This is a genomic window from Jannaschia sp. GRR-S6-38 (assembly GCF_029853695.1).
In the GTDB taxonomy this organism is placed as follows: domain Bacteria; phylum Pseudomonadota; class Alphaproteobacteria; order Rhodobacterales; family Rhodobacteraceae; genus Jannaschia; species Jannaschia ovalis.
Map to the genome: position 1 here is coordinate 2,672,760 of NZ_CP122537.1, position 15,659 is coordinate 2,688,418.

16 protein-coding genes and 1 pseudogene are annotated in these 15,659 nt (G+C 70.1%); 11 read left to right on the top strand and 6 right to left on the bottom strand.

Annotated elements, in window-relative coordinates; all coding sequences use genetic code 11:
* Nucleotides 1–101 precede the first annotated feature (101 nt).
* The gene (tig, locus tag P8627_RS13800; RefSeq protein WP_279964780.1) at nt 102–1,427 is read left to right on the top strand and encodes a trigger factor; all 1,326 of its coding nucleotides are present in this window, start codon (nt 102–104) and stop codon (nt 1,425–1,427) included.
* 68 nt (nt 1,428–1,495) lie between these two features.
* Here the strand turns inward: tig and P8627_RS13805 are convergent, their stop codons facing one another.
* Nucleotides 1,496–2,704 (bottom strand): PQQ-dependent sugar dehydrogenase, encoded by a 1,209-nt coding sequence (locus P8627_RS13805; RefSeq protein WP_279964781.1) that lies wholly within the window; start codon nt 2,702–2,704, stop codon nt 1,496–1,498.
* Between the two features lie 168 nt (nt 2,705–2,872).
* Here P8627_RS13805 and P8627_RS13810 point away from each other — a divergent pair, with 168 nt between their 5' ends.
* Nucleotides 2,873–4,375 (top strand): malonate--CoA ligase, encoded by a 1,503-nt coding sequence (locus tag P8627_RS13810; protein WP_279964782.1) that lies wholly within the window; start codon nt 2,873–2,875, stop codon nt 4,373–4,375.
* Nucleotides 4,376–4,444: 69 nt separating this feature from the next.
* On the opposite strand, the gene rplI is transcribed toward P8627_RS13810, so the two are convergent.
* From rplI to P8627_RS13830, 4 genes are all read right to left on the bottom strand, one after another.
* Nucleotides 4,445–5,083 carry a 50S ribosomal protein L9 gene (gene rplI, locus P8627_RS13815; protein WP_279964783.1) on the bottom strand — a complete coding sequence of 213 codons (639 nt, stop codon included), beginning with the start codon at nt 5,081–5,083 and terminating at the stop codon, nt 4,445–4,447.
* 10 nt (nt 5,084–5,093) lie between these two features.
* Nucleotides 5,094–5,321, bottom strand: coding sequence for a 30S ribosomal protein S18 (gene rpsR / locus P8627_RS13820; RefSeq protein WP_279964784.1), 228 nt, complete (start codon nt 5,319–5,321; stop codon nt 5,094–5,096).
* Between the two features lie 12 nt (nt 5,322–5,333).
* Entirely contained in the window at nt 5,334–5,687 is a 354-nt protein-coding gene (gene rpsF, locus P8627_RS13825) for a 30S ribosomal protein S6 (RefSeq protein WP_279964785.1), read from the bottom strand.
* A 215-nt stretch (nt 5,688–5,902) separates the two neighbouring features.
* Nucleotides 5,903–6,439, bottom strand: a complete 537-nt coding sequence (locus P8627_RS13830; protein WP_279964786.1) for a PRC-barrel domain-containing protein — start codon at nt 6,437–6,439, stop codon at nt 5,903–5,905.
* A gap of 229 nt (nt 6,440–6,668) precedes the next feature.
* Here P8627_RS13830 and P8627_RS13835 point away from each other — a divergent pair, with 229 nt between their 5' ends.
* From P8627_RS13835 to P8627_RS13855, 5 genes and pseudogenes are all read left to right on the top strand, one after another.
* A complete protein-coding gene (locus P8627_RS13835; RefSeq protein ID WP_279964787.1) occupies nt 6,669–7,253 on the top strand; it encodes a YceI family protein in 585 nt (194 codons plus the stop codon).
* 112 nt (nt 7,254–7,365) lie between these two features.
* Nucleotides 7,366–8,253, top strand: coding sequence for an AAA family ATPase (locus P8627_RS13840; RefSeq protein WP_279964788.1), 888 nt, complete (start codon nt 7,366–7,368; stop codon nt 8,251–8,253).
* The gene (locus P8627_RS13845; protein WP_279964790.1) at nt 8,250–8,543 is read left to right on the top strand and encodes an Imm53 family immunity protein; all 294 of its coding nucleotides are present in this window, start codon (nt 8,250–8,252) and stop codon (nt 8,541–8,543) included. Before P8627_RS13840 ends, P8627_RS13845 begins: the two co-directional genes overlap by 4 nt.
* Before the next feature lie 3 nt (nt 8,544–8,546).
* Nucleotides 8,547–9,801: pseudogene (locus P8627_RS13850) on the top strand (vWA domain-containing protein).
* Nucleotides 9,802–9,909: 108 nt separating this feature from the next.
* The gene (locus tag P8627_RS13855; protein WP_279964791.1) at nt 9,910–12,033 is read left to right on the top strand and encodes an OmpA family protein; all 2,124 of its coding nucleotides are present in this window, start codon (nt 9,910–9,912) and stop codon (nt 12,031–12,033) included.
* Nucleotides 12,034–12,090: 57 nt separating this feature from the next.
* On the opposite strand, the gene P8627_RS13860 is transcribed toward P8627_RS13855, so the two are convergent.
* The gene (locus tag P8627_RS13860) at nt 12,091–12,438 is read right to left on the bottom strand and encodes a hypothetical protein (RefSeq protein ID WP_279964792.1); all 348 of its coding nucleotides are present in this window, start codon (nt 12,436–12,438) and stop codon (nt 12,091–12,093) included.
* Nucleotides 12,439–12,546: 108 nt separating this feature from the next.
* Between P8627_RS13860 and P8627_RS13865 the strand changes: the two genes are divergently transcribed.
* The 4 genes from P8627_RS13865 (at nt 12,547) to P8627_RS13880 (ending at nt 15,651) form a co-directional block, all read left to right on the top strand.
* Nucleotides 12,547–13,515, top strand: coding sequence for an XdhC family protein (locus P8627_RS13865; RefSeq protein WP_279964793.1), 969 nt, complete (start codon nt 12,547–12,549; stop codon nt 13,513–13,515).
* Nucleotides 13,512–14,516: a molybdopterin-binding protein gene (locus P8627_RS13870; RefSeq protein ID WP_279964795.1), complete on the top strand. Its 1,005-nt coding sequence runs from the start codon at nt 13,512–13,514 to the stop codon at nt 14,514–14,516. The genes P8627_RS13865 and P8627_RS13870 overlap by 4 nt, the downstream gene beginning before the upstream one ends.
* Before the next feature lie 56 nt (nt 14,517–14,572).
* Nucleotides 14,573–15,058, top strand: coding sequence for a (2Fe-2S)-binding protein (locus P8627_RS13875; protein WP_279964796.1), 486 nt, complete (start codon nt 14,573–14,575; stop codon nt 15,056–15,058).
* Between the two features lie 194 nt (nt 15,059–15,252).
* Nucleotides 15,253–15,651, top strand: a complete 399-nt coding sequence (locus P8627_RS13880) for an MAPEG family protein (RefSeq protein ID WP_279964797.1) — start codon at nt 15,253–15,255, stop codon at nt 15,649–15,651.
* The last annotated feature ends 8 nt before the right edge of the window (nt 15,652–15,659 follow it).

Here is a 15,659-nt window from a genome sequence, read left to right on the forward strand (position 1 = left end):
AGGCGCACGAATTTCCACCCCGCCCTTGGGCGCGGGGTTCTCGCATATGCGGGCGCGGCCCTGACGCGGGCGGCGCCGGCCAGACAGACAAGGATGATCCCATGCAGGTGACCGAGACCCTGAACGACGGCCTCAAGCGCGGCTACACCATCAAGGTTCCCGCCGCCGATCTCGACGCCAAGGTCCACGAGAAGCTGACCGAGGCGCAGCCCGGGATCGAGATGAAGGGCTTCCGCAAGGGCAAGGTGCCGATGGCGCTTCTGCGCAAGCAGTTCGGCGACCGCCTGATGGGCGAGGCGATGCAGGAAAGCATCGACGGCGCCATGACGAAGCATTTCGAGGAGTCGGGCGACCGCCCGGCCATGCAGCCGAAGGTCGAGATGACCAACGAGGACTGGAAGCCCGGCGACGATGTCGAGGTCGCCATGTCCTACGAGGCGCTGCCCGACGTGCCGGATGTCGATTTCTCCGGCGTCGCCATCGAACGCCCGGTCGTCGAGCCCGCCGAGGCCGACGTGCAGGACGCGCTCGAGAGCCTCGCCAAGAACGCGCAGACCTTCGAGACCAAGAAGGGCGCGGCCAAGGATGGCGACCAGGTCGTGATGGATTTCGTCGGCAAGGTCGATGGCGAGCCCTTCGAGGGCGGCGCGGCCGAGGATTACCCGCTGGTGCTGGGTTCGAACTCCTTCATCCCCGGCTTCGAGGAGCAGCTCGTCGGCGTGAAGGCCGGCGAGGAGAAGGCCGTCGAGGTCTCCTTCCCCGAGGAATACCAGGCCGAGCACCTGGCCGGGAAGGCCGCGACCTTCGACTGCACCATCAAGGAAGTGAAGAAGCCGGCCGACGCCAAGATCGACGACGAGATGGCCAAGCAGTTCGGTGCCGAGGATCTCGAGGGGCTGAAGGGCCAGATCAAGGAGCGCCTGGGCGCCGAGTACCAGGGCGCCGCGCGCCAGATCGTGAAGCGCCAGCTTCTCGACAAGCTCGACGAGCTGGTCACCTTCGACCTGCCCCCGAGCCTCGTCGAGGCCGAGGCCCAGCAGATCGCGCACCAGCTCTGGCACGAGGAGCACCCCGAGGTGCAGGGCCACGACCACGACAAGATCGAGCCGAACGAGGAGCACATGAAGCTGGCCGAGCGCCGCGTGCGCCTGGGCCTGCTGCTGGCCGAGCTGGGCCAGAAGGAAGAGGTGCAGGTCACCGATGCCGAGATGACCCAGGCGATCATGACTCAGGCCCGCCAATACCCGGGCCAGGAGCGCGAGTTCTTCCAGTTCATCCAGCAGAACCAGCAGGCGCAGCAGCAGATCCGTGCGCCGCTTTTCGAGGACAAGGTGATCGACCTGATCCTCGACCGCGCCAAGGTGACGGACAAGCCGATCAGCAAGGACGAGCTGCAGGCCGAGCTGGAGAAGCTCGAAGACGTCTGAACGTCGCCGCCGTCAGGCCATAAAAAAGGGGCGCCCGCGGGCGCCCCTTTCGCGTCTCGGGCCCCGGTTCAGTCGGCCGGGGTCACGTGGATCACTTCGCCGTCTTCGAAATCGGTCAGCACGATGAAGCTGCCATCGGGCTGGATCTCGACGTCGCGGACGCGGCCCAGATCCATCAGCAGCCGCTCCTCCTCGACGACGAGGCCCGCGTCGTTGAGCGACAGGCGCACGACGCCGCCGGGCCGGAGCGAGCTCGACAGGATGTCGCCGTTCCAGTCCGCGAAGGTCTCGCCGGAATGGAAGGCCATGCCGCCCGGCGCGATGACCGGATCCCAGAAATAGACTGGCTGCTCCATGCCCTCCTCCACGGCCTGGCCGATACCGATCGGCCCGCCCGGATCGGCCTCGCGGAAATCGTAGCGCTTGCCGTAGGAGATCACCGGCCAGCCGTAATTTGCGCCCGGCTCGGGCCGGTTGAGCTCGTCGCCGCCCTGTGGCCCGTGCTCGATCGTCCAGAGCGTGCCCTCCGCGTCGAGCGCCGCGCCCTGGATGTTGCGATGGCCGTAGGACCAGATCGTGTCGATCACGCCCTCCTGCCCAACATAGGGATTGTCCGTGGGCGTGGTGCCGTCGAGATTGACGCGCACCACCTTGCCATAGGTCTTGTCGAGATCCTGGGCGAAGGGCCGCTCCTCGTCGCGGCTGTGCTCGCCGGTTGTGATGGCCGCGGTGCCGTCGGGCAGGAAGACGATCCGGCTGCCGTAATGCATCGGCGTGGGCGAGGCCGGCTCCTGCACGAAGATGTCCTGCACCTCCGAGACGGAGGCCAGATCCTCGGCCAGCACCATCTTCGCCGCCGCCGTCGCGCTGCCGCCCTCGACGGGCTTGGCATAGGTGACGTAGATCACGCGATCCTCGGCGAAGGTCGGCCCGAGCGCCACGTCGAGCAGGCCGCCCTGGCTCTCGGCCAGGACGTCGGGCGTGCCGGCGACCGGGTCCGAGACGGTGCCGTCGGGCGCGATATGGCGCATCCGGCCCGCGCGCTCGGTCACCAGCCAGCCCTGGCCGTCGGGCAGGGTCGCGATGCCCCAGGGGTGGACGAGGTCGCCGGCCAAAACTTCGGTCTTCAGCGCGACGCCGGAATCGGTCAGCGGCGCGCGGAACTGCTCGGGAAAGACCGGCGGGAAGTCGGTGTTGCGTTCGCCCCAGCTGTGGGTCTGGGCGGCGGCCGCCATGGGCAGCAGCGCGGCGAGGATCGGCAATGTGAGGGTTCGCATGGAATGCAGGCTCCGGAAATCGTTGCGATAGACGGAAAGCTAGGGCGTCGCGGGCGGCTGTCATGCGACGGCGGCCGAGGTCCGGTTTGGGGATTGTCCGCCTCGGCCCAATCGGGGCAACGTCCGCCCTGCCGGCGGGCCCGCCGGCGCCGCCGCAGGATCGATGCCATGAACCCGCTCCATGATGCCCTTGTCGGACGCCACGCCGCGCGGGATGCGGTCTTCCTGCACCTGCCCGATGGCCGGACGATCTCCTATCGCGTCTTCGAGCGGATGACCGCGCGCTTCGCCAATGCTCTGGGCGCGCGGGGATTGCATCCCGGCGACCGGCTGGCGCTGCAGGTCGAGAAATCCGCCGAGGCGCTGGCGCTCGTCTTCGCCTGCATCCGCGCAGGCGTCGTCTTCCTGCCGCTGAATCCGGCCTATACCGGCGAGGAGGTCGCCTATTTCGTATCCGACAGCGGTGCGCGGCTGCTGATCTGCGACCCGGCGCGGGCGGAGGCCAGCGCGCCGATCGCCGCGCGCTGCGGCGCGGGTCTCGACACGCTGTCGGCGGATGGCCGCGGGACGCTGGCCGAGGCCGCGGCCCAGGCCCCGGCCGTACATGAACCCGCCGTCCGTCAAGGGAGCGATCTCGCGGCGCTGCTCTACACCTCGGGCACGACGGGGCGGTCGAAGGGGGCGATGCTGTCGCAGGACAACCTGCTGTCGAACGCGCGGGTCCTGGCCGAGGCTTGGCGCTTCACCGCAGACGACGTGCTGCTGCACGCGCTGCCGATCTTTCACACGCATGGCCTCTTCGTCGCGACGAATGTCACCCTGGTCGCGGGCGGCGCGATGATCCTTCTGCCGAAATTCGACCGCGACGCGATGCTCGTCCACCTGCCGCGGGCCACGGCGATGATGGGGGTGCCGACCTTCTACACGCGCCTTCTGGACGATGCCCGTTTCGACCGGGCGCTGGCGGGGCAGATGCGGCTCTTCGTGTCGGGCTCCGCGCCGCTCCTGGCCGAGACGCATCGCGCGTTCGAGGCCCGCACGGGGCATCGCATCCTCGAACGCTACGGCATGACCGAGACGAACATGAACACGTCGAACCCCTATGACGGCGACCGGCGGGCGGGGACGGTCGGCCCGCCGCTGCCGGGCGTGGAATTGCGGATCGTCGCGGATGGCGCGCCCGTGGCCACGGGCGAGACCGGGATGATCGAGGTACGGGGGCCGAACGTCTTCCAGGGCTATTGGAACATGCCCGACAAGACCGCCGAGGAGCTGTCGCCCGACGGCTGGTTCACCACCGGCGATCTGGGCCAGCGGGATGGCGACGGCTACGTCACCATCGTCGGGCGTGCGAAGGACCTGATCATCTCGGGCGGCTTCAACATCTATCCCAAGGAGGTGGAGGCCATCCTGGACGACTGCGCTGGCGTGCTGGAATCGGCCGTGGTGGGCGTCCCGCATCCCGATTTCGGGGAAGCGCCGGTCGCCGTCCTCGTGCCGTCCGCGGAGGGGCTTCCGGATCTCGACGCCGTGCGTGCCGTGGTCGGCGCGCGGCTGGCGCGGTTCAAGCATCCGGCGCATTACGAGATCGCCGATGCCCTGCCGCGCAATACGATGGGGAAGGTAAAGAAGAACGTCCTGCGCGAGCGCTTCGCGTCGCGCCTGCGCTGATCGGGGCCGCAACGAAAAGGGCCGCCCGATCGGGGCGGCCCTTTCCTGTCGTCTGGTCGCGACGCGCGATCAGCTCTGCGGCTGCTCCTCGTCGGAGCCTTCGCTCTCGGGCGTCTCCACGGGGCCCGTGTCCTCGTCGCCCAGATCGTTCGCGGCGGAGCCGATATCGTCGAACAGCTCGGCGATCTCGAACTCGGCGGCGGCCTCTTCCTCGGCGGCCAGTTCCTGGATCGACTTGCCGGCAGCCTGAAGCTCGGCCTCTTCGGGCGAGCGGGCGACGTTCAGTTCGATCTCGAGCTCGACCTCGGGGTGCAGCACGACCGTGACGCTGTGCAGGCCCAGTTCCTTGATCGGGTTCTGCAGGGCCACCTGGCGGCGATCCAGCGTGAAGCCCGCCTCGGTCGCGGCCTCGGCGGCGTCACGCGTGGTGACCGAGCCGTAGAGCGAGCCGGAGTCGGAGGCCTGGCGGATGATGACGAACTGCTGGCCGTCGAGGCGGGCGGCCATCGCGTCGGCCTCCTTCTTCGACTCCAGGTTGTCGGCTTCGAGTTGCGACTTGCGGCCCTCGAAGGCGGCGATGTTCGCCTCGGACGCGGTCAGCGCCTTGCCCTGCGGCAGCAGGAAGTTGCGGGCATAGCCGGGCTTGACGTCGACGACGTCGCCCATCTGGCCGAGCTTGGCCACGCGTTCCAGAAGGATCAGTTGCATGATGCTCTCCTCACTTCACGGCGTAGGGCAGCAGGGCCAGGAACCGCGCGCGCTTGATCGCCTTGGCGAGGCGGCGCTGGTTCTTGGCCGAGACGGCGGTGATGCGCGCGGGCACGATCTTGCCGCGCTCGCTGACGTAGCGCTGCAGCAGACGAGTGTCCTTGTAGTCGATCTTGGGGGCGTTCGGGCCCTCGAAGGGATCGGTCTTGCGACGGCGGAAGAAGGGTTTCGCAGCCATTGTCCGGTCTCCTTATCGACGTTCGCGGCGGGTATCCCGCTCGTCGCGCTTCTGCATCTGGATCGAGGGGCCTTCCTCGTGGGCGTCGACCTTGACGGTCAGCACGCGCATGACGTCGTCATGCAGGCGGGCGAGGCGCTCCATCTCCTGCACGGCATCCGACGGGGCGTCGGTGCGCAGGAAGGCGTAATGGCCCTTGCGGTTCTTGTTGATCTTGTAGGCCATCGTCTTGACGCCCCAGTACTCGCTCTCGACGACGGTGCCGCCGTTATCCGCGAGGACGGTGCTGAAATGTTCGACAAGGCCTTCGGCTTGCGCGTTGGACAGATCCTGACGCGCGATCATGACATGCTCGTAGAGCGGCATGTGTGCTCCTGTTTTCTAGCGCGTGTTTCATAGCCCGGACTGGAACCCGCCGCCCGGACACGAGAGGCCACGCAGACAAGCGATTGGCGGGATGGGCGGGGTATAGCGATTTCGCGCCCCGGCGCAAGCGCGGCCGGACATCGGGCCGGACATCATGGCTGACGACGAAAAAAGGGGGCCGCGAAGGCCCCCTTTCGTCGCATTTCTCGCCGGGCTCAGTCGAACCAGGCTTCGTCCACCGCGGGGAGCGCTTCCAGCTCTTCCTCGGTCTTGCGCGTCACGAAGCTGTAGGTCGCGTCGTCGACGGCCACGAGGCGCACGTCCTCGACCGGCAGCATCACGTGCTTGTCGCCGATATCGAGGAAGCCGCCGATCTCGGCGACGATGCCGATCATCTGGCCGGACATGTCGAGCACGATGTCCTCGATCTCGCCGATCTGCGCGTAGTCGGTGCCGTAGCCCATGTTCTCGTAGCCGTAGGCCATGGTGTCCCCGGACATCCAGCTGCCTTCGTCATAGGCGGCGGCGACCGAGTAGATCGGCCCGCCGGTGATGTCGCGGGTGCGGATCAGCTCGTCCATGTTGGCCGTCGCGGTGTCGTCCATCGCGGCATCCGAGCCGCTGTCGGTCATCGCGGCGGTCGTGTCGCTCTCGCCCATGGTGCCGTCGCCTTCCGACGACACGTGCGAGGTCGCGAAAACCGGGGTCGCGATCAGGGCGGCAAAGGCGGTAGTGGTCAGAATACGGAGCATAAAATGTCTCCTCCTTGTTTGCAGGTGCCACCGAAACGCAGCCCCCCCGGCGGTTTGTTCCGGACCGCCGGGGGACTTTTTCGCGAGGGGCAATGCGGCGCCGTGACGCAGAAGTGGGCGACAAATCCGCGCAATCGGTGCGACGGCGCACAGCTTCTGTTGGCGCAGCGATCTTTCCTCGGCCGCGGATCGGACGATCTTTCCTCCCGTCTCAACACGGAGGACGCCAATGTTCCGAACCAGCCTGACCGCCGCCGCCATTCTTGCCGCCGCGCCCGCGCTCGCCGCGCCCGAGGCCTACAGCCTCGACCCGAGCCACAGCCAGATCGTCTTCAACTACAACCACCTCGGGTTCTCGACGACCTACGGCATGTTCTCCGGCTTCGAGGGCGAGATCCTGTTCGACGCCGAGAACCCCGCCGCGTCCTCGGTCCAGGTCTCGATGCCGGTCACGATGATGTTCACCGGCTGGGAACAGCGGGACGCGCATTTCACGTCGCCGGACTTCCTCGACGCCGCCGCCAACGAGACGGTGACCTTCAACTCGACCGGCATCGAGGTGACGGGCGAGAATACCGCGCTCATCACCGGCGACCTGACGCTGAACGGAATCACGAAATCCGTCGTGCTCGACACCACGCTGAACCAGCAGGCCGATCACCCGATGGAGAACAAGCCCTGGCTGGGCTTCGATGCGACGACGACCCTGCTGCGCTCGGATTTCGACGCCGGCATGTTCGCGCCCTTCGTCTCGGACGAGGTCGAGGTCTTCATCTCGATCGAAGCCGGCAAGGACAGCGCCAACGAGTCGTGACGGCCTAGGCCCGCGCGCCGCACCGCGGGCCCGAGGGGTCGTCCCGGAGACGGGGCGGCCCCTTTTTCGTGGGGGCGGGCTCCGCTTGACCCCGACCCACCGCTCATGCCCCATGCCCGGCATGGAAAGCATCGACGACGTCCAGGCCGCGCTGGCCCGACAGAACTACGTCTGCGGCCGCGCGCTCGCGACGGTCGTGTTCCTCGCGCTCAAGCTACAACGCCCCCTCTTCCTCGAGGGCGAGGCGGGGACCGGCAAGACCGAGATCGCCAAGGCCATCGCCGCCAGCCTCGGGCGCCGGCTGATCCGGCTGCAATGCTACGAGGGGCTGGACGCGGCCTCGGCCGTCTACGAATGGAACTTCGCCGCCCAGATGGTCGCGATCCGCCGCGCCGAGGTCACGCACGAGGCGCCGCCGGACCTGTTCTCGGACCAGTTCCTCATCGCCCGCCCGCTTCTCGAGGCGATGCGCCCCGACCCGGCCGGGCCGCCGGTCCTGCTCATCGACGAGATCGACCGCACCGACGCGCCCTTCGAGGCCTTTCTGCTGGAGGCGCTGTCCGACTATCAGGTCACGATCCCCGAGACCGGGACCGTCAAGGCGCCCGAGCCGCCGATCGTCATCCTGACCTCGAACCGCACGCGCGAGGTGCATGACGCGCTCAAGCGCCGCTGCCTCTACCACTGGGTCGACTATCCGACCCATGATCGCGAGATGGAGATCCTCGCCGCGCGCGCGCCGGAAGCGACGGAGGCGCTCAGCCGCGAGGTCGTGGCCTTCGTCCAGGCGCTGCGCACCGAGGACCTGTTCAAGAAACCGGGCGTGGCCGAGACGCTCGATTGGGCGAAATGCCTGCTGGCGCTCGACATGATCGAGCTCAGCCCCGAGGTCATCGCCGACACGCTGGGCGCGCTGCTGAAATATCAGGACGACATCCAGAAGCTGCAGGGCTCGGAGGCCAAGCGCATCCTCGACGAGGTGCGGGCGGAGCTGGCGTGATCGAGGGCCTGCTGCGCTGGTACGCGGCGCGCTGCGATGGGGCGTGGGAGCATCGCTACGGCTTCACCATCGAAAGCTGCGACAATCCCGGCCTCCAGGTCACGGTCGATATTGCGACCGAGCCTGCCCTGCGGCCGGAGGCGGATCGCCCGCTGACGCAGGAGGAAGACGAACCGGGGGTGAGCATGATGATCCGCGATCGGAAGCTGGTCGCCTTCGCAGCACCCGGGCGCGAACGGCAGATGCTGGACCGCGTCGATCGTTTCCTCGCTGGCGCGCCGGCCGGCTGACCGATGTCCGAGATCGCCCCCCTCGACCTGCCCGACGACCCCAAGCTCGCGGGCAATATCGCGCATTTCGCCGCCGCCCTGCGCCGGGCGGGCGTGCCGGCGGGGGCGGACCGGGTCCTGCTGGCGGCGCGCGCGGTGGCCGCCGCGGGCTTCACCGACCGCACCGATTTCTTCCACACGCTGCACTCGGTCTTCGTCCAGCGCCCCGAACATCGCGCGACCTTCGCGCAGCTCTTCCGTCTCTACTGGCGCGACCCGCGCTACCTGGAGCACATGATGGGGCTGCTCACGCCCACCGTGCGCGGCGTGCAGGAGGAGCGGCGCGCGAAGCCGGCCGAGAAACGCGCCGCCGAGGCGCTGCTCGACCAGGCGCAACTGCCCGAGCCCGAGGGCGAGACGGCCGAGCCCGCCGAGGAGCTGGAGATCGACGCCTCCGCCACCGCCTCGGGCCGGGAACGCCTCCGCACCCTCGATTTCGAGCAGATGTCGAATGCCGAGATGGCCGAAGCGAAGCGCATGCTTGCGCGGCTCAGGCTGCCCGTCGACCCGCTGCCCAGCCGCCGGTCCGAGGGCAGTCCGCGCGGCCGCATCGACCGCCGCGCGACGCTGCGGGCCGCCTTGCGCAAGGGCGAGCTCATGACGCTGCGCCGCGCGCGGCCCCGGACCCGCTGGCCGAACCTGGTGGCGCTTTGCGACATCTCGGGCTCGATGTCCGCCTATTCGCGCGCGCTGCTGCATTTCCTGCACGCCGTGGCCAACCGCGAGGGGCAGGGCTGGGCACAGGTCCACGGCTTCACATTCGGCACGCGGCTCACCAACATCACGCGCCACCTGCGGACCCGCGACGTCGATGCCGCGCTGGCCGCCGCCGGGGCCGAGGCGCAGGACTGGGAGGGCGGGACGCGAGATCGGCGACGCGCTGCACGCCTTCAACCGCGACTGGTCGCGCCGCGTGCTGGGGCAGGGGGCCATCGTGCTACTGGTCACCGACGGGCTGGACCGCGGCGACCCGGACCGGCTGGCCTTCGAGGCGCGTCGCCTGCACCTGAGCGCTCGGCGCGTCATCTGGCTCAACCCGCTTTTGCGATTCGACGGCTTCGCCCCCAAGGCCGCCGGAATCCGGGCGCTCCTGCCCCATGTCGACGCCTTCCGCGCGGGCCATTCGATCGCCGCGCTTGAGGATCTGGCCGCCGTCCTGTCGCGGCCCGACGATCCGGGCGACTTGGCGCGGCTGCGCGACGCCGCGGCTAGGCGATAGCCCGCCCATCGCGGGGCCCGCGCTATCCGATAACGCACCCCGCGACTGGAACATCGCTTCGAACCGTGGGTTTGTCCGGGCAATCGCACACACCTTCAGGAGGCCTCGATGCGCCGTTCCTTCCGTTCGACCACCGCTCTCGTCGCCAGCGCCGCGCTGGTCCTGCCGCCCTTGGTGCCCGCCTTCGCGCAGGATGCCGCGCGCGACCAGATCGCCGCCGATTGCGTGGCCGAGTTCAACAACCCGCCCTCGCAACTCGAATGCTATGTCGGCGCGCTGGCCGCGGCCGGGATCGAAGCTACGGAGGAGGATCTGCGGATCCAGCGCTTCACCGGCGCCGGCGAAGGCCGCGCCGCCGGCGCGGGTGACGAGGTCGAGGAGACGCTGGGCCTCGACCAGCCCGCCCCCGAAGAGCCCATCGCCACCGGCCAGACCGAGGGCGGCGTCGGCGCCGACCTCGTGCCCGAGGATTCCGACGGCGAGGTCGCGACCCAGACGGGCGTCACCGCCGGGGCCGACTCGGCCGTGATCGAAAGCGTCACCGAGAACCTGCCTGACACCTCGGCCGAACAGCTGATCGAGGGCGCCGAGAATGCCGATGACGGCGTTGTCGATCCGGCGACCACGCTCCTGCAGGACGGCGTCGAGGACGGCGCCGAGGCGCTGCGGGAAGCACTCGAGGAAGAAGCGGAGGAGGCGCCAGCCGCCGAAGCCGAGGCCGAACCGGAGGCCGAGGTCGCCACCGAGGCCGACGTCGAAGCCGAAGCCGAACCGGAGGCCGAAGTCGCCACCGAGGCCGAGGCCGCGCCCGAGACCGATGCCGACATGGCCACCGAGGCGCCCCTCGCCACCGAGACCGAAACCGAGGAGGCCGTGATCGTCTCCGACGAGCCGGTCGACCAGGCCGTCGAGGAGATCGCCGAGGAGCCCGCCGCCGATCCGGTCGTCGTGCCCGCCGAGGAGGTCGCGACCGAGGAGCCCGCGGTCGAACCCGCCGCCCCGGCCGCGCCCGAGACCGCCGAGGCGCCGGAAGCGGCCGATGTTGAGACGGTTCTCGAAAGCGCCATCGCCGAGGAGATCGCGGCCCAGCCCGAGCCCGAGCTGACCGCCGAGCAGGAAGAGGCCCGCTCCGACGTCGCCGCCGCACTGGGCGCGCTCGACATCCCGGAGGAGGAGGGGTCCGCCGCCACCACGGCCGCGGCCGCCGCCGCGCCGATGGAGGAGGAGCCGCAGGAGGGCGTCGCCGTGCAGGAGCAGACGCTCACCGCCGAAGACGTCCGCACCTCGGACGAAGACTTCGCGACCCGCGCCGTGGTCACCGCCCCCGCCGCGCAGGAGGAGTCGGGCCTCAGCAATGCCGAGAAATTCGCGCTGGGCGCCCTCGGCGTCCTGGCCGTCGGCACGATCCTCAACAACCGCGCCCGCGTCGTCTCGAACTCGGGCGACCGTGTCGTGGTGCAGCGCGACGACGGCGCCCTGCAGGTCCTCAAGGACGATGACGCGCTGCTGCGTCAGGCCGGCTCGAACGTGCGGACCGAGACCTTCAACGACGGCTCGACCCGTACCATCGTCTCGCGCGAGGATGGCAGCCGTGTCGTGACCGTGCGCGACGCTTCGCTTCGCGTCCTGCGCCGCACTCTGATCCAGCCGGACGGCTCCGAGGTGATCCTGATCGACGACACGGCCGCCTTCGAGCCGGTCGACGTCGCGACCCTGCCGCCGGCCCCGATCGTGACGCCCTCGACCCGCACCGGAACCGACGACGCCCTGCGCGCCGCCCTGGCGCGCGAGGCCGAACTGGATCGCCGCTTCAGCCTCGCGCAGGTGCGCAACATCGCCGAGGTGCGCGCCCTGGCGCCGGCCTTCGAGGTGGACACGGTCACCTTCGCCTCCGGCTCCGCGGCCATTGCGCCCGAGCAGGCGGAGAACCTGACCGGTCTCGCCCGCGAGGTGCTGGATGCCATCCGCGACAACCCGCGCGAGGTCTTCCTCGTCGAGGGTCACACGGATGCGGTGGGCGACGCGGCCTACAACCTCGCCCTCTCGGACCGCCGCGCGGAGACGCTGGCGCTGGCGCTGAACGAGTATTTCGGCGTCCCCGTCGAGAACATGGTCGTCCAGGGCTATGGCGAGCGGTTCCTGAAGGTGAACACGCAGGGCGACGAGCGGGCCAACCGCCGCGCCACGGTGCGCCGCATCACCAACCTGCTGCAGACCGCCGCCGCCAACTGACGCGCGGGACCTCTCACGACGCGGCCCGTCCCCGGAAGGGGGCGGGCCGTTCGTCGTTCAGGCGTTCGGATCGGGGATCTTCGCCAGCAGGTCGTCCGCGGCGGCGAGCACGTCGTCGTAGCCCCATTCGCCCGCGCGCTGCTTGCAGGCGATCAGCGCGCTGCGGTGCAGTCGGTCGAAATCGCCGAAGACGAACTTGAAGCGGCCCTTGGTCCCCTCGCTCTCCTCCGTGTCGATTGCCAGGTGCCATTCGCCGAACCCATCGTAGCCGTCGCGGTCGATTTTGGCGTTCTCCGCGTCCGGGCCGGGCTGCACCTCGCCCCAGTCGCTGTCTTTGACGTAGTGGTTCGCGTCGATCAGCTCGCGGGCATGCTGCAGCCCCGCATCGTTCAGCTTGACGGCCATTGTACTCTCCTGTGTCGGCATGGGCCCAGCGTAACGCGGTGGGGGCCGCGGCGGTTCGCCCTTGAACCCGCCGCGCACCGGCCGCACCCTTCGGGCCGGAGGTGATCCATGCAGCGACTCGACGATGCGCCGCGCGCCGCGCTGGAATGGCACCGCGCCGGAAAGGGCGCGGCGCTGGCCACGGTGATCGAGACCTGGGGCAGCGCGCCGCGTCCGCGCGGCAGTCAGCTCGCGATCTCGGAGGATGCCGAGCTCGTCGGTTCGGTTTCGGGCGGCTGCGTCGAGGGCGCCGTTGTGGCCGAGGCGCTGGACGCGATGGGCGACCGCAAGCACCGCGTGCTGGAATACGGCGTCAGCGACGACGAGGCTTTCGCCGTGGGCCTGGCCTGCGGCGGCACGATCCGCATCCTGCTCGAGCCCGTGGGCGGGACGCTGCCGCCCGAGCTGCTGGAGGAGCTGGTCGCGCGGCGCGTGCGCCACGAGGCGGTCGGACAGGCCGCGAATGTCGAGGACGGGGCGACCGCCCTGATCGACGCGTCCGACCTGGGCGCCCGCCTGCGCGAGGACCGCTCGGGCTTCGAGCCCGATGGCCGGACCTTCGTGACCCTTCACGCGCCGCCCCTGCGGCTGGCCGTCGTGGGCGGGGTGCATATTGCGCAGGCGCTGGTGCCGATGGCGCGGCTCGCGGGTTATGCGCCGATGGTGATCGACCCGCGCGAGGCCTTCGCGTCGGCCGACCGCTTCCCGGAGACGCGGCTGGTCCATGACTGGCCCGACGAGGCCATGGCAGCCTTTGCGCCCGACGCGCGCTCGGCGGTGGTGCTGCTGACCCATGACCCCAAGCTCGACGACCCCGCGCTGCGGATCGCGCTGGACAGCCCGGCCTTCTACGTGGGCGCGCTGGGCTCGACCCGCACCCATGCCAAGCGCGTCGCCCGGTTGCAGGAGACGGGGCTCTCGCCCGAGGCCATCGCGCGGATCGACGCGCCGGTGGGGCTCGACATCGGGGCGCAAAGCCCCGGCGAGATCGCCGTGGCGATCCTGGCCGCGATGACGCAGGCGCTGCGGAAGCCATGAAATTCGGACCGACCCCGCTGGCCGAGGCGGAGGGTGCGGTGCTGGCGCATTCCGTCGCCACGCCGGAGGGGCGGCTGCGCAAGGGCACGGTCCTCGACGCAGGGGCGGTGGCGCGGCTGCGGGCGGCCGGCCTGTCCGAGGTGATCGCCGCCCGGCTGGAGCCGGGCGACGTGGGCGAGAACCCGGCCGCCGCGCGCCTGGCCGCCGCGATCTGCGGCGACGGGCTGGAGCTGCGCGAGGCCTTCACCGGACGGGCCAACCTGCATGCGGAGGGGCCGGGCATCCTGCGCGTCGATGCGGAGAAGATCGCAGCGGCGAACGCGGTCGACCCGACGATCACGGTGGCGACCCTGCCGGAATGGCAGCGCGTGACCGCGGGCATGATGGCCGCGACGGTGAAGATCATCGCCTACGCCGTGGACGGGGCCGCGCTGGATCGGGCCTGCGCCGCGGGACGGGGGGCGCTGTCGCTCGCCCGGCCGGTCGTGCCGCGGGCCGACCTGATCGTGACCGAGCTCGACGGTGCGGCGGACGGGGCCGAGGCCGTCGCGATGCGGCTGGACCGGCTGGGGATCGCCTATGCCATCCACCGCGTGCCCCATACGGCCGAGACCCTGCGGGCCGCGCTGGCCGGATGCCGCGCGCCGCTGCGGCTGGTGCTGACCGCCTCGGCGACCTCGGATATCCGCGACGTGGGACCGGCGGCGCTGGTGGCGGCGGGCGGGCGGCTGACCCGCTTCGGCATGCCGGTCGATCCGGGCAACCTGCTGTTTCTGGGCACGCTGGACGGGGCGGAGGTGATCGGCCTGCCGGGCTGCGCGCGGTCGCCCGCGCTCAACGGTGCCGACTGGGTGCTGGAGCGCGTGGCCTGCGGCGTGCCCGTCGGCGATGCCGAGATCGCGGCGATGGGGGTGGGCGGTCTGCTCAAGGAGATCCCGACCCGACCCCAACCGCGCGAACGGCGCAGGCGCGCGCAACCGCGGGGCGACGCGGCGAAATAGACGCTTCCCAGCCGCGCGCCCATCTGCTTTCCTGCCTGCAAGAGAGGGAGGAAAACATGACGAAAGTCACGATGACGGTGAACGGCAAGAGCCGCAGCGCCGAAGCCGAGGGCCGCACCCTGCTGGTCGACTGGCTGCGCGAGGGGCTGCGCCTGACGGGCACCCATGTCGGTTGCGACACCAGCCAGTGCGGCGCCTGCGTCGTCCACGTCAACGGCGCGCCGGTCAAGGCCTGCTCGGTCCTGGCGCAGGAGCTGGAGGGCGCCGAGGTCCGGACGATCGAGGGCATGGCCAATGCCGACGGCACGCTGGGCCGCGTGCAGCAGGCCTTCCAGGATTACCACGGGCTGCAATGCGGCTTCTGCACGCCGGGCATGGTGATGTCCGCGGCGGCGCTGCTGGACGAGAACCCGAAGCCGACCGAGGCCGAGGTGCGCCATTACCTCGAGGGCAATATCTGCCGCTGCACGGGCTACCACAACATCGTCAAGGCGGTGATGGCGGCCTCGGGCCAGACGGTGGAGCCCGTCGCGGCCGAATAGATTTGCAGGACAGGGGGCGGGGGCGTCCGGCCCCCGCCTCCTCGGGGACGCGGAGGGAGGAGCCGCGTCCCCTTCTGGACGACCGGGTGGCCCCGGGGCCGCCGAAGGGAGAACCGACCATGCTGATCATCCTGCCAATCCGGCCCGGCGCCCCCGCGCCCTCGGGCCTCGCGCCCGGGCGGAGGTAGCGGCAGATGGCGCCCGAGCTTTTCTGGATGGCGGCCACGGCCGTGATGACGGGCCTGCTCTGGGTGCCCTACATCCTGTCCTTCATCGGCGAGCGCGGCCTCGTCGGCGCGCTGACCCGGCGCAAGGGCGACGAGGTGGGCGCCGCCGACTGGGCGCAGCGCGCGCAATGGGCGCATCGCAATGCGGTCGAAAATCTGGTCGTCTTCGCGCCGTTGGCACTGGGCGTCGCCCTGACCGGGGCGGGCACCGCGCTGACGGCGCTGGCCGCGGCGGCCTATTTCTGGCTGCGGCTCGCGCATTTCGTCGTCTACACCGCCGGCATCCCGGTCGTGCGGACGCTTCTCTTCGCTGGCGGCGTGGTCTGCCAGCTCATCCTGGGGATCGCGCTCATCACGGGAGGTTAGCGCGCCCC